The sequence below is a fragment of the Thermocatellispora tengchongensis genome, assembly GCF_014202315.1.
GTDB classification, from domain to species: domain Bacteria; phylum Actinomycetota; class Actinomycetes; order Streptosporangiales; family Streptosporangiaceae; genus Thermocatellispora; species Thermocatellispora tengchongensis.
This window is the reverse complement of sequence record NZ_JACHGN010000003.1, coordinates 272,879-293,483: the sequence shown is the minus strand read 5'-3', so window position 1 is coordinate 293,483 and position 20,605 is coordinate 272,879. Positions and strand designations below refer to the sequence as shown.

At 73.7% G+C, this 20,605-nt stretch carries 20 protein-coding genes; 11 read left to right on the top strand and 9 right to left on the bottom strand.

The genetic code is table 11. The features are described 5' to 3' along the window. Window positions 1–16: 16 nt before the first annotated feature. Window positions 17–1,681: a thiamine pyrophosphate-binding protein gene (locus HNP84_RS07675; protein WP_185048678.1), complete on the bottom strand. Its 1,665-nt coding sequence runs from the start codon at window positions 1,679–1,681 to the stop codon at window positions 17–19. Further along, on the bottom strand, window positions 1,678–2,451 hold the full coding sequence (locus tag HNP84_RS07670) for a cyclase family protein (RefSeq protein WP_185048677.1): 774 nt from the start codon (window positions 2,449–2,451) through the stop codon (window positions 1,678–1,680). The genes HNP84_RS07675 and HNP84_RS07670 overlap by 4 nt, the downstream gene beginning before the upstream one ends. 165 nt (window positions 2,452–2,616) lie before the next feature. Between HNP84_RS07670 and dhaK the strand changes: the two genes are divergently transcribed. From dhaK to dhaM, 3 genes are all read left to right on the top strand, one after another. Beyond that, window positions 2,617–3,609 carry a dihydroxyacetone kinase subunit DhaK gene (dhaK, locus tag HNP84_RS07665; protein ID WP_185048676.1) on the top strand — a complete coding sequence of 331 codons (993 nt, stop codon included), beginning with the start codon at window positions 2,617–2,619 and terminating at the stop codon, window positions 3,607–3,609. Window positions 3,610–3,651: 42 nt separating this feature from the next. Then, complete coding sequence (dhaL, locus tag HNP84_RS07660) at window positions 3,652–4,305, top strand: dihydroxyacetone kinase subunit DhaL (RefSeq protein ID WP_312924089.1); 654 nt, start codon at window positions 3,652–3,654, stop codon at window positions 4,303–4,305. Between the two features lie 281 nt (window positions 4,306–4,586). Further along, the gene (gene dhaM, locus HNP84_RS07655) at window positions 4,587–4,961 is read left to right on the top strand and encodes a dihydroxyacetone kinase phosphoryl donor subunit DhaM (protein ID WP_185048674.1); all 375 of its coding nucleotides are present in this window, start codon (window positions 4,587–4,589) and stop codon (window positions 4,959–4,961) included. Between the two features lie 20 nt (window positions 4,962–4,981). Here the strand turns inward: dhaM and HNP84_RS51005 are convergent, their stop codons facing one another. Continuing rightward, the gene (locus tag HNP84_RS51005) at window positions 4,982–5,779 is read right to left on the bottom strand and encodes a helix-turn-helix domain-containing protein (RefSeq protein WP_312924088.1); all 798 of its coding nucleotides are present in this window, start codon (window positions 5,777–5,779) and stop codon (window positions 4,982–4,984) included. 489 nt (window positions 5,780–6,268) lie between these two features. On the opposite strand from HNP84_RS51005, the gene HNP84_RS07645 reads away from it, so the two are divergent. Continuing rightward, the gene (locus HNP84_RS07645) at window positions 6,269–6,958 is read left to right on the top strand and encodes an AzlC family ABC transporter permease (protein WP_221335974.1); all 690 of its coding nucleotides are present in this window, start codon (window positions 6,269–6,271) and stop codon (window positions 6,956–6,958) included. Further along, window positions 6,955–7,278, top strand: a complete 324-nt coding sequence (locus HNP84_RS07640) for an AzlD domain-containing protein (protein WP_312924086.1) — start codon at window positions 6,955–6,957, stop codon at window positions 7,276–7,278. The genes HNP84_RS07645 and HNP84_RS07640 overlap by 4 nt, the downstream gene beginning before the upstream one ends. Window positions 7,279–7,336: 58 nt before the next feature. On the opposite strand, the gene HNP84_RS07635 is transcribed toward HNP84_RS07640, so the two are convergent. Beyond that, a complete protein-coding gene (locus HNP84_RS07635; RefSeq protein ID WP_185048673.1) occupies window positions 7,337–7,912 on the bottom strand; it encodes a GNAT family N-acetyltransferase in 576 nt (191 codons plus the stop codon). Then, entirely contained in the window at window positions 7,909–8,163 is a 255-nt protein-coding gene (locus tag HNP84_RS07630; protein WP_185048672.1) for a Smr/MutS family protein, read from the bottom strand. The genes HNP84_RS07635 and HNP84_RS07630 overlap by 4 nt, the downstream gene beginning before the upstream one ends. A 67-nt stretch (window positions 8,164–8,230) precedes the next feature. Here HNP84_RS07630 and HNP84_RS07625 point away from each other — a divergent pair, with 67 nt between their 5' ends. The 6 genes from HNP84_RS07625 (at window position 8,231) to HNP84_RS07600 (ending at window position 16,827) form a co-directional block, all read left to right on the top strand. Beyond that, complete coding sequence (locus HNP84_RS07625; RefSeq protein WP_185048671.1) at window positions 8,231–9,775, top strand: ABC transporter substrate-binding protein; 1,545 nt, start codon at window positions 8,231–8,233, stop codon at window positions 9,773–9,775. Next, window positions 9,772–10,752: an ABC transporter permease gene (locus tag HNP84_RS07620; protein ID WP_221335973.1), complete on the top strand. Its 981-nt coding sequence runs from the start codon at window positions 9,772–9,774 to the stop codon at window positions 10,750–10,752. The genes HNP84_RS07625 and HNP84_RS07620 overlap by 4 nt, the downstream gene beginning before the upstream one ends. Continuing rightward, window positions 10,752–11,576: an ABC transporter permease gene (locus HNP84_RS07615; RefSeq protein WP_185048670.1), complete on the top strand. Its 825-nt coding sequence runs from the start codon at window positions 10,752–10,754 to the stop codon at window positions 11,574–11,576. Before HNP84_RS07620 ends, HNP84_RS07615 begins: the two co-directional genes overlap by 1 nt. Next, the gene (locus HNP84_RS07610; RefSeq protein WP_312924084.1) at window positions 11,573–12,562 is read left to right on the top strand and encodes an ABC transporter ATP-binding protein; all 990 of its coding nucleotides are present in this window, start codon (window positions 11,573–11,575) and stop codon (window positions 12,560–12,562) included. Before HNP84_RS07615 ends, HNP84_RS07610 begins: the two co-directional genes overlap by 4 nt. Further along, window positions 12,555–13,256, top strand: a complete 702-nt coding sequence (locus HNP84_RS07605; RefSeq protein WP_185048669.1) for an ABC transporter ATP-binding protein — start codon at window positions 12,555–12,557, stop codon at window positions 13,254–13,256. Before HNP84_RS07610 ends, HNP84_RS07605 begins: the two co-directional genes overlap by 8 nt. 205 nt (window positions 13,257–13,461) lie before the next feature. Beyond that, on the top strand, window positions 13,462–16,827 hold the full coding sequence (locus HNP84_RS07600; RefSeq protein WP_312924083.1) for a S8 family serine peptidase: 3,366 nt from the start codon (window positions 13,462–13,464) through the stop codon (window positions 16,825–16,827). A gap of 277 nt (window positions 16,828–17,104) precedes the next feature. Here HNP84_RS07600 and HNP84_RS07595 read toward each other — a convergent pair whose 3' ends face one another. From HNP84_RS07595 to HNP84_RS07580, 4 genes are all read right to left on the bottom strand, one after another. After that, window positions 17,105–18,313, bottom strand: coding sequence for a hypothetical protein (locus tag HNP84_RS07595; protein ID WP_185048668.1), 1,209 nt, complete (start codon window positions 18,311–18,313; stop codon window positions 17,105–17,107). Between the two features lie 213 nt (window positions 18,314–18,526). Then, window positions 18,527–18,769 (bottom strand): hypothetical protein, encoded by a 243-nt coding sequence (locus tag HNP84_RS07590; RefSeq protein ID WP_185048667.1) that lies wholly within the window; start codon window positions 18,767–18,769, stop codon window positions 18,527–18,529. Next, window positions 18,769–19,197 carry a CBS domain-containing protein gene (locus HNP84_RS07585; RefSeq protein WP_185048666.1) on the bottom strand — a complete coding sequence of 143 codons (429 nt, stop codon included), beginning with the start codon at window positions 19,195–19,197 and terminating at the stop codon, window positions 18,769–18,771. Before HNP84_RS07585 ends, HNP84_RS07590 begins: the two co-directional genes overlap by 1 nt. Before the next feature lie 120 nt (window positions 19,198–19,317). Further along, window positions 19,318–20,478, bottom strand: coding sequence for a PucR family transcriptional regulator (locus HNP84_RS07580; protein ID WP_312924082.1), 1,161 nt, complete (start codon window positions 20,476–20,478; stop codon window positions 19,318–19,320). Between the last annotated feature and the right edge of the window lie 127 nt (window positions 20,479–20,605).

The following is a 20,605-nucleotide window of genomic DNA, read 5'->3' as shown; positions in this document are numbered from 1 at the left end:
CGCCCGGAATGTCCGCCTAGTGGCCGCGGAAGGCCTCCTCCAGCCACCACGAGGGCTGCTCGGAGGTCACCTTGGCGTCGATGAGCAGGGGACGGTCGCGGGGCCCGGACAACCAGTCGGCGACCCCGGCCAGGTCGGCGCGGGAGCGTACGGTCAGGCCGGCGCAGCCGAAGCCCCGGGCGATCCTGGCCAGGTCGGCGGGCGGGAAGGTGACCGTGCCGAGCGGGTGGCCGTCGGGCCCGAAGTGGTGCACCTCCGCGCCGTACGCCTCGTCGTCGTAGACCACGATCACCATGGGCAGGCCGAGGCGTACGACGGTCTCCAGCTCGGCGATGCCCATCAGCGCGCCGCCGTCGCCGAGCGCGGCCACGGGCAGCCGGTCGGGGCGGGCGAGCGCGGCGCCGATCGCGGTGGCCAGGCCCAGGCCGACCGACTGGAACGCCTGGGTGAAGCAGAAGCCGTCCTCGTCGGGCACCGACAGGAACATCGACGGATACCCCATGAAGTTGCCCGAGTCGACCGACACGATCCGCTCCTGCGGCAGCAGGTCGTCCAGGCCGATGGACAACGTGCGCGGGTCGATCCTGCCGCCGCCGCCGGTGTCGGCGTACGGGACGTCGCGCCAGCGCCGCTCGCCGGCGATGCGCACGGCCAGCTCGCGGGAGCGGTAGCCGGGCCAGGGCCCCGCCCCGCCGCCGGCCGGGCCGAGCCCGGACAGGTACCACAGCGTGAGCCGGGCGGTCTCGGCGGCCTCGCCGCACACGCCGAACTCCACGGGGCGGTGCCGGCCGATGGCGTCCTCCTCCAGGTCCACCTGGACCAGGGTGGCGCCGGGGCCGATGAGCGCGCCGTGGCGGGTCGTCCACATGTTCAGCGCGCAGCCCCAGCCCACGATCACGTCGGCGCCGCGGATCAGCTCCGCGGCCAGCGGGGTGGCGAAGCCGCCGCTGACGTCGAGGTCCCACGGGTCGCCGCGGAACAGGCCCTTGGCGACGGCGGAGGTGGCCAGCAGCGCGCCCACCCGGTCGGCGAGGGCGGTCAGCTCGGCGCGGGCGCCGCGGGCGCCGCGCCCGGCGATGAACACCGGCCGCCGCGCCGCCAGCAGCAGCTCCCCCAGCCGGGCGATGGTCTCGGGCGGCGGCGCGGGGACCGCCGCCGCCTCGGGCACCAGGGCCGCGCCCGCCGAGGGCGGCGTCTTGGCCATCTCGTTCTGCACGTTCAGGGGCAGGTTGAGCAGCACCGTACGCCGCTCGCGCACGGCCGTGCGGTAGGCCCGTATCGCGTCGTCCACCGCGGTCTCGCCGGAGTGCGCCCGCATCGGCACCGCGCCCACGGCCGCCGCCAGCGCGTCCTGGTCGATGGCGAAGTTGGAGCGCGGGTCGCCCGCCTCGCCCGCGAGCACGAGCAGCGGCGTGCGGCTCTTGGCGGCCTCGGCGATGCCGGTGATCGCGTTGGTCAGGCCGGGGCCCTGGTGCACGCTGAGCAGCCCGGGGCGGCCGGAGACGCGGGCGTACGCGTCGGCCATGGTCGCCGCCCCGCCCTCGTGCCGGGCCGCGACGAAGCGCGCGCCGCCCGCGACGAGCGCGTTGGTGACGTGGAAGTTGCCGCTGCCGGCCACGCCGAACACCGTGGTGACGCCCAGCCCGGCCAGGGCGCGCCCCACGGCCTCGGCGGCGATCATCGCTCGACCAGGGCGAGCACCCGTACCGGGCTGCCGGAGCCGCCCACGATCGGCAGCGGCGGCGCCACGACGACCGCGCCCGTCGGCGGCAGCCGGTCGAGGTTGCGGAGCTGGGTCAGGCCGTACTTGCCGGCGCCGAGCAGGAAGCTGTGGCAGGGGAAGGCCGGGTCGAAGGAGTGCGCGGCCCCGGCGTCTGTGCCGACGGTCTCGACCCCGATCCCGGCGATCGGGGTCTGCTCGGCCAGCCACCTGGCGCACTCGACCGAGACGCCCGGCGTGTGCGGGCCGGTGTCGTCGGCGTTGAGGAAGCGGGCCTGGTCCTCGGCCCGGGAGTCCCAGCCCGTGCGGTACAGCAGCCAGCCGCCCTCGGGCAGCGGGCCGTGCTCCTTCTCCCAGGCCGTGACGTGGTCGATCTGGAGCAGGAAGTCGGGGTCGCGAGCGGCCTCGGCGGACATGTCGAGCACGACGGCGGGCGCGATCAGGCTGGTGACCGGCACCTGCGAGACGTCCTGGCCGTCGCGGGCGGTGACCCAGTGGATCGGCGCGTCGAAGTGAGTGCCGGTGTGCTCGCCGGTGTGGATGTCGTTCCAGTACCAGGCCGGGCCGCGGTCGTCGTAGCGGCTGATCTCCTCCAGGCGGAACGGGATCGTGTTGCCGAACGGCGGCGGGAGCTGCAGGATCGGCGTCCGCTCCGACAGCGGGGCGGTGAGGTCGATCACCTCGATCGCGCCGCTTCTCACTGCCTCCACGAAGGTCCTCAACACCGACATCGCTGCCTCCTCGCCCGCGGCCCCGCCGCGCCTGCCCAGATCTTCCTACACCCCGGTCGCGGGCACCATACCGCCGCCGGGGCGCTCACGGTGCTTGCCACCGGGCCGTGCGGGGCAGAGGTTGTCATCGAGACCATCACACCAGCGAAGGGCAGCGAGGATCTCATGAAGAAGCTCATCAACGGCGCCGACAGCGTCGTCAGCGACGCCCTGACCGGTCTCGCCGCCGCCCACCCCGAACTGCGGGTCGATGTGGCCAAGCGGATCGTCACCCGGGCCGGAGGCCCGCGCCGGGGCAAGGTCGGGCTGGTGTCCGGCGGCGGCTCGGGGCACGAGCCGCTGCACGCGGGCTTCGTCGGCCACGGCATGCTCGACGCGGCCTGCCCCGGTGAGATCTTCACCTCGCCCGTGCCCGACCAGCTCATCGAGGCCACCAACGCCGTCAACGGCGGCGCCGGGGTGCTGCACATCGTCAAGAACTACACCGGCGACGTGCTCAACTTCGAGATGGCCGCGGAGCTGTGCGCCGAGGACGGCGTCGAGGTGGCCACGGTGCTGGTCAACGACGACGTGGCCGTGCAGGACTCGCTGTTCACCGCCGGGCGCCGCGGCACCGGCGCCACCCTGTTCGTGGAGAAGATCGCGGGCGCGCTGGCCGAGGGCGGCGCCCCGCTGGACGAGGTCGCCTCCGTCGGCAACGAGGTGAACGCGCGCAGCCGCTCGTTCGGGGTCGCGCTGTCGGCGTGCACGACGCCGACGGCCGGCAAGCCCACCTTCGAGCTGGGCGAGGGCGAGATCGAGCTGGGCATCGGCATCCACGGCGAGCCCGGCCGCGTCCGCGCCCCGATGGCCCCGGCCCGCGAGATCGTCCGGGTCGCGATGGACGCCATCCACGAGGACCTGCCGCTGTCCGGCGACACGCTGGTCCTGGTGAACGGCATGGGCGGCACGCCGCTGATCGAGCTGTACGTCGTGTTCGCCGAAGTGGCCGCCTACCTGGGCGAGCGCGGGGCGCGGATCAGCCGCAGCCTGGTGGGCGACTACGTCACCAGCCTGGACATGCAGGGCTTCTCGGTCACGGTGTGCCGCCTGTCCGAGGAGCTGACCCGCCTGTGGGACGCGCCCGTGCAGACGCCCGCCCTCCGCTGGGGCCGCTGAACCGCGGCCGTACCATCCGCCCGACCACCCATGGAGAGACCTGTGGACACCGCCTTCTTCGTCGCCTGGATCGAGGAGATCGCCCATGTGATCGCGGACCAGCGCGACCATCTGACCAAGCTGGACGCGGCGATCGGCGACGCCGACCACGGCGCCAACCTCGACCGCGGCTTCTCCGCCGCGCGCGAGGCCCTGGCCTCCGCCGACCCGCCGCCCGCGACACCGGGCGACGTGCTCACGCTGACCGGCACCACCCTGATCCGCAAGGTGGGCGGCGCGTCCGGCCCGCTGTACGGCAGCGCGTTCCGGCAGATGGGCAAGACCCTCGGCGACGCGCCCGAGGTCACGCCGGCCGCGCTGGCCATGGCCCTGGAGGCGGGCCTGGCCGTGGTGCAGCGGCTCGGCGCGGCCGAGGAGGGCGACAAGACCATGGTGGACGCGCTCGCCCCCGCCATCCGCACCCTGACCGCCGCGCTGGAGGACACCCCGGCGGACGGCTCGTACGGCCCGGTGCTGGAGGACGCCGCCCGCGCCGCGGCGGAGGGCGCGCACGCCACGATCCCGCTGCTGGCCCGCAAGGGCCGCGCCAGCTACCTCGGCCCGCGCAGCATCGGCCACGAGGACCCGGGAGCCGCCTCCACGGCGCTCATCCTGGCCGCCCTCAGCACCACCGCCGCCGCCACCGCGGCCAAGTGACCGGTTTTTCCCAGGTATGGTGCATTTCAGGGCGCGGCGATCCCGGGGAGCGGGCTTGCGCACGACGGGCGTACGGTGACGACCGGCGTGCCGCCCGCGACCGGCGATGGCCGGGCGCACGGGCGATGGCGAGTGTGCGGTGAAGGTGGGCGTGCCGTGATGGTGGGCGTACGGCCGGCAGACGTGCGAACGGCAGACGAGCGGCCGACAGACGTGCGATCGACAGACGTGCGATCGACGGACGAGCGGCCGGCAGACGTGCGATCGGCAGACGAGCGGTGATGGTCGGCATCGTGCTGGTCTCGCACAGCGCTCAACTCGCGGCCGAGGTGGCGGCACTGGCGGCGCAGATCGCCGGAAGCGCGGCGCCGATCGTCGCCGCGGGCGGCACCGACGACGGCGGGCTCGGCACCAGCCCCGACAAGGTGAAGGACGCCGTCGAGAAGGTGGACCGGGGCGAGGGCGTGGTGCTCATCCCCGACCTGGGCAGCTCGGTGCTGGTCGCGCGGATGCTGGAGCGCCCCGGCGCCGTCGTGCTCGCGGACGTCCCGTTCGTGGAGGGCGCCATCGCGGCCGCCGTGACGGCCGCGGCGGGCTCGCCCCTGGAGGACGTCCTGGCCGCCGCCGCCGAGGCCCGTACGATGCGCAAGATCTGACCGCCGGTCCCCCTGGCGGTTCAGACGTGCTCGGAGACGAGGACGGCCAGGGTGCCGGGTTCGAGGGCCTCGAAGACGTGCGCGACGTCGCCCGGGTAGGCGATGTAGTCGCCGGGGCCCAGCTCCACCGGGTCCTCCGCGATGCCGAGCCTCGCCCGTCCGGAGCAGATCACGACGTGCTCCACGACGCCCGGCATGTGCGGGTCCGACTCGCGAGCGGTACCGGGCTCGGCGGAGATGAGGTAGATGTCGCGCCGGGCGTGCGGCGGGCATGAGGCGAGCAGCGTGGCGATGTAGTCCGCCCGCTCCGAGGCCACCGCGGGCCCCTCTCCCCTTCTGATCACCTGTACGGCGGGCGCCGGCGGCTGCACCAGCCTGCCGAACGGCACGTTCAACGCCACGCCGAGCGCCCACAGGGTCTCCACGCTCGGATTGCCGGTGCCCGACTCCAGTTGCGACAACGTGGACTTGGAGATCTCGGCGCGCCGGGCCAGCTCGGTCAGCGACAACCCGGCCCGCTCCCGCTCCCGCCGCAGCGACGCCGCGATCACATCGAGCGGCGCACCACTGCGCGCCCGCTCCCCACTCCCCTCGCCCCTGCCCTGCCTGCCCCCCTCGCCCCTGCCCTGCCTGCCACCGCCCGCACGCCGCCCCCGCCCGGCCCGCACGTCGCTCCCCCGCACGTCCTCCACGCGCACGCCCTCCGCCTGGGCGTCCCCCGCCCGCGCGTCCTCCGCGCGCACGCCCTCCGCCTGGGCGTCCCCCACCCGCGCGTTCTCCACGCGCACGCCCTCCGCCCGCGCATCTCCCGCGCGCACGTCACTCCCCCGCACGTCCCCCGCCCGCGCATCTCCCGCGCGCACGTCACTCCCCCGCATGTCCTCCAGGCGCATGCCCTCCGTCTGGGCGTCCCCTGGCCCCGCGTCTTCCGTGCGCATGTCATTCGCCCGCACGCCGCTCCCCCGCATGTCCTCCGCGCGTACATCCTCCGTCTGGGCGTCCCCCGCGCGCGCGTCTCCCGGACGCGCATGTGCCCGCGCCTCCCTGGGCCGCGCGTCCCCGGGCCGCGCCTCCCCGCCCCGCGTGTCCCCGGGCCGCGTGTCCTCCGCGTGTGCCTTCGCCGCCCGTGCGGCCTGCCGTGCCCGGGAGCGCGCCGCGTCCGCGTCCGCCGCCGTCATCTCGCCGTCCCGCCTCTCATCGGTCGCCTCAGGGTCTACCACCCCCGCTCACCTCCCGCATCTCGTTCGGTAGAGCAAACAGACCGTTCGATTTGACGAACACACCCCGCACTCTGTTCACTATAAAGTGTGATTCGGTCGATACAGCGAACACTGGGGGCCGACCTGGCGCGGGACATCGCGCTGGTCTGCCTGGCCAATGCCCTGGTCGGGCTGTCGTATGGGGCGATCACCGTGGCCTCGGGGTTCGCGGTGTGGGTGCCGATGCTGCTGTCCGTGGTGGTCTTCGCGGGGGCGGCGCAGTTCCTGTTCGTGGGGCTGGTCGCCTCGGGCGGCAACCCGGTCGCCGCCGTCGTGGCGGCGCTGCTGGTGAACGCGCGGCACCTGCCGTTCGGGTTCGCGGTGGGCGACGTGCTCGGGCGGGGCTGGGGCTCCAGGATCGCGGGCAGCCATCTGATGGTCGATGAGTCGGTGGCCTTCGCGCTGGCGCAGCAGGACCCGGCGCGACGGCGTGCAGCGTACTGGGCGTGCGGGATCGGGCTGTTCGGGTTCTGGAACATCGGAGTGGTGGCCGGCGCGTACGCCGGGACGGTGATCACCGACACCGGGGCGTTCGGGCTCGACGCGGCCTTCCCCGCCGTGCTGCTGGCCCTGGTGCTGCCCGCGCTGAAGGAGCGCGGGGTGCGCCGCGCGGCCCTGGCCGGGGCGGCCCTCGCGCTGGCCGCGACGCCGTTCCTGCCCGCCGGGCTGCCGGTGCTGCTCGCGCTGCTCGGCCTGCTCGCCGTCGCCCGCGGGCGGGAGAGCGAGGTGGCGCGGTGAACGACCCGGTCATGCTGGTCGCGGCGGCGCTGGTGCTCGGCGCGGGCACCTTCGCCTTCCGCTTCGCGGGCCCGGTGCTGCGGGCCCGCATGGAGCTCGGCCCGCGGGCGCGGCATCTGATGACGACCGCGGCCGTCGTCCTGCTGGCCGCCGTGGTCGCGACCGCCGCCCTGATCGAGGACGGCGGCTTCGCGGGGTACGCCCGCCCGGCGGGCGTGCTGGTGGGCGGCGTGCTGGCCTGGCGCAGGACGCCGTTCGTGGTGGTCGTGGTGGCGGCGGCCGCCACCACCGCCGTCCTGCGCCTGCTCGGGGTGCCTTGACACGCTCCCCGGTGAAGGCCGGCGATCCCGCTGTGGATGGCCGGCCCTGCGTGCCGGGTCATCCTGTCGCGGCGGGCCCGGCCTCCCAATCGGCCCGGGTCAGGGCGTACTCGACCTCGCCGTGCTCGGAGCCGGGGATCGGCTCCGGCCAGTCGTGGTGGAAGGCGCGCACGAAGCGCAGGCCGCACTTCTCCATCACCCGCCGGGAGCCGAGGTTGACCGCCATCGTCTGCGCCACCACGCGCTCGACGCCCAGCTCGGTGAAGCCCTTGCGGATGAGCGCCCGGGAGCCCTCGCTCGCGTACCCCTTGCCCCAGGCGGCGCGGTGCAGCCGGTAGCCCAGCTCGATCTCGCCCGGCGGCGCCCCCTCGGCGGGGCGGAAGTGGAACCAGCCGAGGAACTCCCCGCTCCCCTTCCGGTCGGCGGCCCAGTAGCCGAAGGCCGGGTAGCGCTCGTAGTACGCCAGCATGCGCGGCAGGGTGACGCCCTCGACCTCCTCGCGGGTGGCCGGCCTGCCGCCGGTGAGGTAGCGCATCACCTCGGGGTCGGCGTGCAGCGCGAGCAGGGCGCCGGCGTCGCCGGGGGTGAGCCGGCGCAGCACCAGCCGCTCGGTCTCCAGATGGACGCCGCTCACTTGTGCCGGAAGTAGACGAACAGGCGGCCGTGGTTCTTGGAGTCCTTGTCGATGCGGTGGTAGAGGGCCTTGATCTCCTTCTGGTCCAGGAAGCGCAGGACCTTCTTCTTGAGCTGGCCCGAGCCCTTGCCGGGGATGATCTCCACTTCGGTGGCCTTCTTGCGGATGGCCTCGTCGATGATCTCGCGCAGCGCGCGGTCGATCTCGCCGCCGCGGTTGTAGATCGGGTGGAGGTCGAGCTTGAGCTTCACGCGGGAGAGTCTAGACGACCAGGCCCCGACCTATTGCGAGTAATTTGCAGGTGATAAATCTTCTCCCATGAGGGTTCTCAAGCGGGCCGCCGCGGCCGGGCTGGTCGCGGCGGCGCTGATCGCGGGCGGCTGCGCGGCGCCGAGCGGTGAGGGCGGCGCCGGCGACGACACGTTCGTGGTGGGGCTGTCGTCGGAGTACGACACGCTCAGCCCGGTGCTGGGCTTCGCGCCCGACGGCGGGTCGCTGATCTACGACGGGCTGATGAGCCGGGCGCCCGACCTGTCGCTGCGCCCGGCGCTGGCCGAGTCGGCGCCGCGGGTGTCGGCCGACGGCAAGACCGTGACGTTCCGGCTCAGGCAGGGGGTGCGCTTCCACGACGGCACCCCGCTGACCAGCGCCGATGTCAAGTACACCTACGACACGCTGCTGGACGAGGCCGTCGCCTCGCCGATCAGGGGCGACTTCGCGGCCATCGACGAGGTGCGGGCGCCCGACGCGCGCACGGTGGAGTTCCGGCTGCGCCACGCCTACGCCCCCTTCCCCCAGCGCACCACCCTCGGGATCGTGAAGAAGGACGGGCTCAAGCAGAACATCGGCACCGGGCCGTACCGGTTCGAGTCCTGGACTCCGGGCGACAAGATCATGCTGAGCGGCAACGCGGACTACTGGGGCGGCGCGCCCGCGATCGACCGGGTGGTGCTCGCCTTCGCGCCCGACGACAACGTACGGGCGACCCGGCTGCGCGCCGGGGAGCTGGACGCGGCCGTGCTGCCGCCCAAGGCCGCGGCGGGGTTCCGCGGCGAGCGGGGCGTGACCGTGTACGACGTGCCCAGCGCGGACTACCGGGGCATCATGTACCCGCTGGACCAGCCGGTCACCGGTGACCGGGCGATCCGCGAGGCCGTCGGGCTCGCGGTGGACCGGCGGGCGATGGTGGACACGATCCTGGCCGGGGCGGGCGAGCCGGCGTACGGGCCGATCTCGCCGCGCACCCCCTGGTACGAGCCGTCGGTGGAGCGCGCGCACGACCCGGCGGCGGCGGGGCGGCTGCTGGACCAGGCCGGATGGACCCTCGGCGACGACGGCATCCGGGTCAAGGACGGGCGGCGGGCCGCGTTCACGCTGATGTACCCGGCGGGCGACTCGCTGCGCAAGGAGCTGGCCCTCGCGGTCGCCTCCGACGCCAAGAAGATCGGCATCGCGGTGGAGCCGGCCGGGCTCGACTGGGACGCGATCGAGCCGCGCATGCCGAAGGACGCGCTGATCATGGGGTACGGCAGCCCGTACGACCCCGACTACGTCAACTACGAGATGTTCCACTCCGCCTTCAAGGGCCAGGGCTTCTTCAACCCGGGCCGCTACGACAACCCGAAGGTGGACGAGCTGCTGGAGCGCGGCCGCGGGTCGGTGGACGAGGCGACGCGGAAGGCGGCGTACACGGAGCTGCAGAAGATCGTGCACCGCGACGAGGTGTGGACGTACCTGGTGTACCTCACGCACGTGTACGTGATCCGGGGCGCATACGACGGGATCACCCCGGGCGTGGAGGCGCACGAGCACGCCACCGGCGGCCTGTTCCGCGACCTGCACACCTGGAAGCCCGCCGGATGAGAGCGGCGGCGGTGATGGCCGCCTGGCGGGCCGCGTTCGCGGTGCCGGTGCTGGTCCTGGTCAGCGTGGGCATGTTCGCGCTGGCGCAGGCCTCGCCGTTCGACCCGGTGCGGCAGTACCTGGGCGAGCGGGCCGCGGTGACCTCGCCCGAGGTGGCGGAGGAGATCAGGCGGAGCTGGGGCCTGGACCGGCCGCTGCCCGAGCAGTACACCGCGTGGCTGGGCAACCTGCTGCGCGGCGAGCTGGGCGACTCGCGGACCTTCCACCTGCCGGTCGCCCAGGTGATCGCGGAGCGGATCGGCTGGACGCTGCTCGCCGTCGGCGCGGCGCTGGTGCTGATGCTGGCGGCCAGTCTGGCGGTGGGCACGTACGCCGCGTGGCGGCAGGGCTCCTGGATCGACCGGCTGATCGTGGGCGGCGCGTACGCCAACGAGGCCGCCCCGGTGTTCTGGCTCGGCCTGCTGGTCATCTGGGTGTTCGCGGTGCGGCTCGACTGGCTGCCCGCCGGCGGGCTCACCGACGCCGCCGCCGCGACGGTGGAACCCGGCGACGTGCTGCGGCACATGGTGCTCCCGGTCACGGTGCTGGCGATCTCGCAGTCGTCGTGGCTGGTGCTGTACGTGCGCGAGTCGGTCATCGGCACGCTGCGCGAGGACTTCGTGATCGGGGCGCGGGCGCGCGGGCTGCGCGAGCGCACGGTGGTGGTCTGGCACGCGCTGCGCTCGGCGCTGCTGCCGTTCCTCACCCTGCTCGGCACGCGGACGCCCGAGCTGGTGACCGGGGCGATCCTGGTGGAGACGGTGTTCTCCTGGCCGGGCGTGGCCGGGGCGTCGGTACGGGCCGCGCTCGCGGTGGACTTCCCGCTGCTGGCCGCGCTCACCCTGCTCGGCACGGCGGCGGTGCTGCTCGGCAACCTGCTGGCCGACGTGGCGTACACGCTGGCCGACCCGCGGGTGCGCACGCTGGGGGTGGCGTGATGGGCATGCCGGTGCAGGCGCGGGCCGCGGCCGGGGTGCTGGCCGCGCTGGCGCTGGTCACGGTGCTGGTGCCGGCGTTCGCCCAGCTCGACCAGAGCCTGGTGAACCTGCGCGAGGCGGGCCTGCCGCCCTCGCTCGCCCACCCGTTCGGCACCGACGAGGTGGGCCGGGACGTGCTGATCAGGTCGATCTACGGGCTGCGGGTGTCATTCCTGGTCGGCCTGGTGGCGGCGCTGGTCAGCATGGTCATCGGCGGGCTGGTCGGCCTGGCGGCGGGAACGCTCGGGGGCCTGGCCGACCGCCTGCTGATGCGGGTGGTGGACGGTTTCAACGCCCTGCCGCACCTGCTGTTCGGCATCTTCATCGTGGCGATGTTCGCGCCCGGCGCGGTCGCGGTGGTCGTGTCGGTGGGGGTGACGCACTGGACGACGGCGGCCAGGATCGTGCGCGCGGAGGTGCTGTCGCTGCGCGCCCGCCCGTTCGTGGAGGCCGCGATCTCCGGCGGGTCGGGCCGGCTGCGGGTGGCGCGGCGGCACCTGCTGCCGCACCTGCTCCCCCACCTGCTGCTGGCCACGGTCCTGATGGTGCCGCACGCGATCTGGCACGAGACCGCGCTCAGCTTCCTCGGCCTGGGGCTGCCGCCGCACCTGGCCTCGCTGGGCAACATGATCAACGACGGGCAGCGGTCACTGCTGACCGGCGCGTGGTGGTCCAGCCTGGTGCCGGGCCTGTTCATCCTGGTGCCGACGCTGGCCGTGGCGGTGCTGGCCCAGCACTGGCGCGACCGGCTCAACCCGCGCCGCCGATCGGAGCTGAACCTGTGAGCGATCTTCTGACGGTGGACGGGCTGAGCGTCACGTTCCGGGTGCCGGGCGCGACGGTGCGGGCGGTGAGCGGGGCCGCGTTCCGGGTGCGGGCCGGGCGCTGCCTGGCCCTGGTCGGCGAGTCCGGGTGCGGCAAGTCGGTGCTGGCGCACGCCCTGCTCGGGCTGCTGCCCGGCAACGCGACCGTCACCGGGCAGGCGTGGCTGGACGCGGGCGGGGGCGAGCGGATCGAGCTGGTGGGCGCGTCGCGGAAGGTGCTGGCGCGGCGGGTGCGCGGGCGGCTGGTCGGGCTGATCCCGCAGAGCCCGGCCACGTACCTCACGCCGGTGCGCACCGCCCGCGCCCAGCTTGAGGAGACCCTGCGCGAGCTCGGCGCGCCCCAGGGCGCGGCGGAACTGGCCGGCCGGCACGGGCTGCGCCCGGCCGACCTGGACAAGTACCCGCACGAGCTGTCCGGCGGCATGGCGCAGCGAGTGGCCAACGCGATGGCGCTGGCCGGCGACCCGCGCCTGGTGCTGGCCGACGAGCCGACGACCGGCCTGGACCGGCCGCTGGTCGATCGGGCGATGGCCGCGCTGCGCGAGCTGTGCGCGGAGGGCCGGGCGGTGCTGCTGATCACGCACGACCTGCGCGCGGCCGAGCGGGTGGCCGACGACCTGGCCGTGATGTACGCCGGCAGGCTGGTGGAGGCCGGTCCCGCCGCGGAGGTGCTGGCCCGGCCGCGGCATCCGTACGCGGCGGGGCTGATCGCCGCGCAGCCGGACCGCCACTTCGTCCCGATCCCCGGCATGCCGCCCGAGCTGACCGCGCTGCCGGACGGCTGCGCGTTCCGGCCGCGCTGCGGGCGCGCGAGCGAGGCGTGCGCGGTCCTGCCCGCCATGGCGGCCCCGGACGGGCGCACGCGCGACGGGCACGCCGCCGGCGGCGACGCGGCCGAGGAGCACACCGTCGCCTGCCATCACAGCCTGGAGGAGAGCCGTGCTTGAGGCGAGCGGCGTTACCGTCCGGTACGGGCGGCGCGCGGCGCTGGAGGACGTGTCACTGCGGGTCGTGCCCGGGACGGTCACCGGGCTGGCCGGGCCGAGCGGCTGCGGCAAGTCCACCCTGGCCCGGGTGCTGGCGCTGATGCTGCGCCCGGACGCGGGCACGGTGACCCTGGACGGCGTGCCGGTGCTGCGCTGGCGCCAGCGTGCCCCGCGCGAGCTGCGGGTCCGGGTCGCGCTGCTCTACCAGCAGCCCCGCCCGGCGGTCGATCCCCGGCTGCCGCTGGCCGAGGTGATCGGCGAGCCGCTGGCGGCGGCCGGACGGCCCGGCCCGGACCGGGTGCGGGAGCTGGCGGAGCTGACCGGGCTCACCGGCGACCTGCTGGGCCGCCGCCCGCACGAGGTGTCCGACGGGCAGCTCCAGCGGGCCTGCCTGGCCAGGGCGCTGGCGCTGGAGCCCCGGTACCTGATCTGCGATGAGATGACCACGATGCTGGACGCGTCCACGCAGGCGCATCTGGTCGGCGTCGTGCGCGATTACCAGCGGCGGACGGGGGCCGGGGTGCTGGCGATCAGCCACGACATGACGCTGCTCGGCCGGTGGGCGGACCGGGTCGTCCACCTCGGCGAACCGCCTTTCCGAACATTTGCCGAAAGCGCCCACCAAATCCGTCAAGTTCGCGATCTAGGCGAGTAAAGGATCAGTGGTTAGACTCGGCTCGCCTGCGTGTCACGCGACGCTTCCGTCACCTGCACTACGGCCTTGGCGGCGGTCAGCGCGCGCGGGCCGCGGGCGCCGGTCGCCCTACCCCGAGGCGGCCGTCGCATCCATCGGGGAGGGTCGGGTTCCGCTCCCGTAGCCGAAACCGGGTGGACGCGACACTCCCCCCGCAGGAGGTGTCGTGTTCCGCAAGCACACCAAGCACCCCAGGCACTCCCACTTATCCCGGCTGGCGGCGACCGGCGCCGGTCTCGGCGTCGTGCTGGCCCTGCTCCCCGCGGCGGGCGCCGCCGCCGATCCCACCCCGTCCCCCACCCCCAGCCGCAACTGGACGGCCACGCCGATCCGGCCCGACGGCGAGCCGATCCAGGGCGCCAAGTCGGACACCGGCAAGCTCGCCAAGAGCGACCCGGCGCTGCTGAAGTCCGTCTCCCCCGCACCGGTCAACGTCGTGGTCAAGCTGGACTACGACGCGCTGGCGGCGTACAAGGGCGACCTGCCCGGCCTGCCCGCCACCAGCCCCGGGCAGACGGGCAAGAAGCTCGACCCCGAGGGCTCCGCGGCCAAGAAGTACGAAAAGCACATCGACAAGATCGAGGGCGACTTCCTCACCGAACTGGCCAAGCAGGTGCCGGGCGCCCGGGTCGGGCAGAAGCTGCGCACCGTGTACGGCGGCGTCGCGCTGCGCCTGCCCGCCAACAAGGCGTCCGCACTGCTCAAGCTGCCCGGCGTGGTCGCGGTGCAGGAGGACAAGCCGCAGAAGCTGCTCACCGACTCCAGCGCGGCCTTCATCGGCGCGCCCACCGTCTACAACCGGCTCGGCGGCAGCGCGTCCTCGGGCAAGGGCGTGATCGTCGGCGTGCTGGACTCCGGCGCCTGGCCGGAGCACCCGTCCTTCGCCGACCCCGGCGGCCTGCCCGCGCCCCCCGCGACGCTGGACGGCGCGCCGCGCGAGTGCGACTTCGGCGACAACCCGCTGACCCCGGAGAACGACCCGTTCACCTGCAACAACAAGCTGGTCGGCGGGCGGGCGTTCCTGGACACCTACAACGCGGTCTTCCCGGGCGAGGTCTACCCGGACACCGCGCGCGACTCCAACGGGCACGGCACCCACACCGCCACCACCTCGGCCGGCGGCCACGTGACCGACACCAACCCGCTCGGCATCAACCGCGGCCCCATCCACGGCATCGCGCCGGCGGCGGGCGTGTCGGTGTACAAGGTCTGCGGCGCCGAGGGCTGCTTCCCCTCCGACTCCGCGGCGGCGGTCGCGCGGGCCGTCCTGGACGGCGTCCGGGTGATCAACTTCTCCATCTCCGGCGGCAGCGACTTCTACAGCGACCCGGTGGAGCTGGCCTTCCTGGACGCGTACGCGGCGGGCGTACTGGTGTCGGCCTCGGCCGGCAACTCCGGGCCGGGCGCGGGCACCACCGACCACCGCGGCCCGTGGACGACGACGGTCGCGGCGTCCACCCAGACCCGGACCTTCCAGTCCACGCTCACCCTCCAGGGGCCCAGCACCGGCACGCTGACCCTCAAGGGCGCCTCGATCACGCCCGGCCTGAGCGGCCCGCTGCCGGTCGTGCTGGCCTCGGCCCCGCCGTACTCGAACCCCCAGTGCACCGCGCCGGCCCCGGCCGGGCTGTTCACCGGCAAGATCGTGGCCTGCGCCATCAGCCCGGGACGCGTGCTGAAGAGCTACAACGTCTCCCAGGGCGGCGCCGCGGGCATGATCCTGTACAACAACAGCCCGTTCGAGATCATGACCGACAACCACTGGATCCCGAGCGTGCACCTCGATGACGCCGAGACCCAGCAGTTCCTCGGCTTCCTGGCGCTGAACCCCGGCACGACCGCGTCGTTCACCCAGGGGACCAAGGCGACCTGGCAGGGCGACGCGATCACCGAGTTCTCCTCGCGCGGCCCCGGCGGCGACTTCCTCAAGCCGGACGTCACCGCGCCCGGCCTGCACATCCTGGCCGGGCACACGCCGACGCCCGAGTCGCCCGGCGAGGGCCCGCCCGGCAACCTGTACCAGGTGATCGCGGGCACCTCGATGTCGGCGCCGCACGTGGCGGGCGCGGCGGCGCTGCTGTTCGCGCTGCACCCGGACTGGACACCGGGCCAGGTCAAGTCGGCGCTGCAGACCACGGCCTCGCAGAAGGTCACCAAGCAGGACCGGGTCACCCCGGCCGACCCGTTCGACACCGGCGGCGGGCGGATCGACCTGACCAAGGCCGGCGACCCCGGCCTGACCCTGGACGAGACCGCGGCCAACTTCACGGCCTCGGCCAGCGACCCGCTCAACCGGATCGACCTGAACCTGCCCTCGATCAACGCGCCGACCATGCCGGGCGTGATCACGGCCAAGCGCACGGTCACCAACGTCACGGACAAGACGCTGAGCTTCCTGGCCACCGGCAAGACGGTGAAGGGCGCGAACATCACCGTGATCCCGCCCGCGTTCTCCGTCAAGCCCGGCAAGAGCGTCAAGCTGTCCATCGTGATCACCGCGCCCGACCTGGCCGACGGCCAGTACTTCGGACAGGTGGACCTCAAGCAGGTCGGCGGCTCCCGCAAGCTGCACCTGCCGGTGGCGTTCTACCGGCAGGAGGGTGCGGTCCCGGTGGACCAGACCTGCGCGCCCGCCTCGATCCCGCGCAACACCGGCGAGTCCACCTGCACGGTCACGGTGGAGAACACCACGCTGAACGACACCGAGGTCACCGCGGTGAGCACGCTGGACGCGCGGCTGCGGCTGAACTCGGTCACCGGCGCGACCAAGGTCGGCACCCAGGTCGCCACCACCAAGGCGACGCTGGCCGGCCGCGAGCCCGACCGGCCGGCCATCGCGCCCGGCACCGGGCCGTCCGGGTACCTCCCGCTGGACATCTTCGGCACCCCGGCGCTGCCGATGGGCGATGAGGAGGCGCGGAACTTCACCGTCCCGGCGTTCGTGTTCGCCGGGAAGACCTACAACCGGATCGGCGTCACCTCCAACGGCTACGCGGTCGTGGGCGGCGTCACCGACGGGGCGCAGATCTCCTTCACCCCGCAGACCCTGCCCGATCCCGCCCTGCCCAACGGCGTGCTCGCGCCGTACTGGACCGACCTGGACGGCACGGGCGCGCCCGGCATCCTGGTCGAGCAGCTCAGCGACGGGGTGGACGACTGGATCGTGATCGAGTGGCGGGTGAACGTCTACGGCACCTCGAACCTGAAGGTGTTCCAGCAGTGGATCGGGATCAACGGCACCGAGGACATCACCTACGTCTACGATCCCGCCAACCTGCCCGGCGAGCCCCCGGCGGGCTACGGCCTGACCGTCGGCGCCGAGAACGACGAGGGCTCCGCGGGCGCCCAGATCACCGGCCCGCCGACCGAGGACCTACGGGTGACCAGCACGCCCGGCGCCCCCGGCGGCAAGCTCACCTACTCGATGAAGGTCCGCGGCGTGAGCCCCGGCACCGGCACCATCACCACGGGCACCTCGACGCCCGAGGTGCGGGGGCTGACCGTCGAGGTGGACAAGATAACCGTGCAGTAGCCCGCGAAGGGCACTAGCCCCGGAGGGTCCCGCCGCGCCCGCGCGGCGGGACCCTCTTTCGTCGATCGGGGAACCTCCGTCGTCGATCGGGGAACCTTCGTCGTCGATCGGGGAACCTTCGTCGTCGATCGGGGAACCTTCGTCGTCGATCGGGGAACCTTCGTCGTCGATCGGGGAAGAGGAGCGGCCCGTGCCTGCGGAGGGGGGCACGGGCCGCTCGGGGGGCGGCGGGTCGGGGTCCACCGCTGGTGGGATGGTCCGGGGGACGGCGAGCGGGTCAGCCGCCGAAGAGCCAGTCGAGCAGGCCGCCGCGATCCTGGGTCGGGCTGGGCTGCGGAGCCTGGGTGGTGGGCGGGGCGGTGGTGGCCGGGGTGGTGGCCTTGGCCTGCTCCTGCTCCTGCTGTTGCTGCTGCGGCCGCTGCTGCTGCTCGTCGCTGCCCGAGGTGTCCTGCAGCTCCGGCTCACGCGTGGGCTGGTCTTGGGTGGGCTCCTCGGTGACCGGTACGCGGGTGCGGGTCGGGGACGGGCGCGACTCCGGCTCCTCGGGCTCCTGCGCCCGATCGACGGGGCGCCGGGTGGGCTGCGTGGACGGGACGGGCGTGGGGGTGACCGTGTCCTCGGCCGGCAGGGTCTCCTCGGGGAGGGTGGGCAGGCCGGTCTCCTCGCCGACGCCGGGGCCGGTGGTTGCGGGCAGGTTGTCCGGGCGGCCGACGGAGGCGCACTGGGCGCCGGACTCGCAGACCTCGTCGGAGCCGCCGGCGGAGCCGAACAGCAGCCAGCCGCCCACGGTGGCGACGACCACGGTCGCGGCGGTCACCAGCAGCAGGGTCTTGCCCCTGCGCGGGCGCTCCTCCTCCTCTTCGTGGTCCCCGCCGTCGCGCCAGCCCGCGCCGAGGAAGCCGCGGCGCTCGCCGTCGGGCTCCTCCCCGGCGTACCCGGACGCGTGCTCGCCGGAGTGCTCGTGCTCGGCCGGATGCTCATGCGCGTGCTCGGCCGAGTGCCCCGCGGCGTACTCCGTGGAGTAGTCGGCGGAGTAGTCGCCGGAGTACTCGTTGGAGTACTCGGTGGAGTGCCCGTCCCAGCGCTCGCCCTCGTCCGTGGCGGCGTACCCCTCGTGCCCGGCCGGGTCCTGAAGGGCGGTGTGCTCGGCGAGGGCGCTGTGTTCGGCAAGGGCGCCGTGCTCGGCGAGGGCGCCGTGCTCCTGCTGCGCGCGCTCCCATTCGGCGTGGGAGCCGCCCTCGGGGTCCTCCTGCCAGGACTGGCCCTCCCAGCGCTCGCCCTCGGTCCACTGCCGGTCGTCGGCGAGCAACCGCGGGTCGATCGCCATGTGGACCCCGGTCTCGATGGCGGGATCGGCACCGGGGGTGCCGGGGGTGCCGGAGGTACCGGCGGCGCCGTCGGCGCCGGGCCCCCATCCGTCGGACAGCACGTCGCCAGCGCCGCGCTCCGGCGCTCCGGCGGCCTCCGCCGACCAGTCAGGGTCCAAAGCCCCGGTCTGCTCCCAGATCTCCTCGTGGGGGGGTTCGAGGTGATCGCCGCCGTAAGAGGGATCAGTCGATCCGCGGCCCATGATGACCCTCTCTTGTCAGAATTTCTGCCGCGTATCTTCATAGCAGCTCGAACCCTGACATGTCGGGGATCTCCACAACTTTAATCACATAGATGACATGGATGACTACAGTCACATGTGTCACATAGGTCACAATCGCTGCTCAGGGCGGTCTTCCCGGATCCACTCCACTCCGGGCATGGCGGCGACGATCTCGGCCTCCCGCGGCGAATCGGTCACGATCACGACCCGGCGCGGCGGCAGCTCCCGCAGATAGGTCACGCCCGAAACGTCCCGCAGGCGCAGGCGGAACTCTTCGGGCGTGCCGGCGATGCCCACGATGTAGGCGCGTCTGCGCGGCCCGCCGGCGCGCGAGCCCGCGGCGTCGCGCATCAGCGGTGGATGTAGTCCACCAGGTACGCCTTCTCGGACTCCAGTTCCTCGATCGCGCTCTTGACGACGTCGCCGATGCTCACGATGCCGGCCAGCCGCCCGTCGCTGACGACGGGGACGTGCCGGATGCGGTGGGTGGTCATGGTGCGGCGCAGGTCGTCCACGTTGGCGTCGGGCTTGCAGGTGCGCACCTCGGTCGTCATGATCGCCGACACGGGACCGTCGAGGACGCCCGCGCCGTGGTCGTTCAACCGCCGCACGACGTCGCGCTCCGACACGATGCCGACGATGGCGCCGGCGTCGTCGGTCACCACGACCGCGCCGATGTTGTGTTCGGCCAGCAGCGAGAGCAGTTGCGTCACCGTGGCGTCCGGCCGGACGGTCGCCACGTGCGTGCCCTTGCCTCGCAGGATGGTCCCGATGAGCATAGAGATCACCTCCGACAGGTGGTACCCGAGTCAATCCCCCGAGGAGGCGCCGCCTAAGCGCGTCCGGCGCGAACGCCGGCGGGCGATCGGCGACCCGCGCGGCGAACTGACGGCACAGTCTCAACCAACAGCGAGCAATCGGACCGCGTCAAGAGCCAGGGTGAGCTCCACGACGTCCCTCGGACGCGCCAGCGAACGGCCGGTGAGCTGCTCGATCCTGCGGATGCGGTTGAAGACCGTGTTGCGGTGGCAGTACAGCCGCCCGGCGGCGCGGGCGGCCGAGCCCTCGCAGCGCAGCCAGGTCTCCAGGGTGCCGAGCAGGACCTCGCGGTCGGGCGGGTCCAGGGCCAGCACCGGGCCGAGCACCCCTTCGGTGAGGTGGCCGGACAGCTCGGGCTGGCAGACCACGAGCACGGAGGGCAGCCTGCGGTCCAGCCGGGCGATCTCCGGGCCGTCGCCGGCGCAGGTGCGCATGGCCAGCGCGGCCAGCCTGCGGGCCGTGCCCAGCTCGGCCAGCCCGCCGACCACCGGGCCGACGCCGGCGTGGCCGGACAGCAGCGGGCCCATGGCGGCGCACAGCTCGTCCAGGCTCGCCTCGTCCAGGCAGACCACGGCCACCTCGCAGTCGGTGCGCAGCCGCCACAGCACCCGCATCCGGCCGATCGCGTCGGGCCTGGGGGTCTCGCCGTCGCCGTCCTGCCGGGTGGGCAGGCGCATTGTGACGACCGCATAACGGCCGCGCTCGGGCATGTCCAGCGCGGCGGCGGCGCGGCTCACCAGCGCGGGCTCGCTCGCGCCCTCCAGCAGCGCGTCGAGCAGCGCGTTGATCCGCTCCGCGCTGCGGCCGAGCAGCTCGCTCTCCCGCTGCCGGTACGCGTCGGCCGCCGCCACCGCCTGCCTGTCGATCGCGTGCCACACGTGCGTCGCGGTGCGCAGCAGCGCGGGCAGGTCGTCCGGGTCGTCCTTGGCGGTGATGTCGATGAAGCCGTTCCAGGTCACCTGGGCGCCTAGCCGGTAGGTGCGCTGCAGGCTCTCTATGGGCAGGCCCTGCTCGGCGCGGCGCCGCGCGGTCTGCTGGGCGAAGGCGAGGTCGCGGCGCTCGGCCGGGGCCTGGAGGATCGCGCCGATCCCGACCCGCATGGCCTCGTACGCGTTGGCCCACAGCTCGTCCGCCGGCACGATCGCCCGGTACGACTCGTCGCCCTCGCGTATCTTGGTCACGAGATCGTCGGTCAGCTCCGGCAGCCGGTCCAGCAGGCGCCGCGCCGCCGTCCGCAGCACCCGGCGAACCTCGTCGTCAACGGCCCTTCTGCGCTTGGCACCCATATCAACCCGAGGGTGCCACCCGGGCCACTCCAGAACAAGCTTCCGTTCCATTTCGTGACCCGGGTTGTGCACCCGCACAATC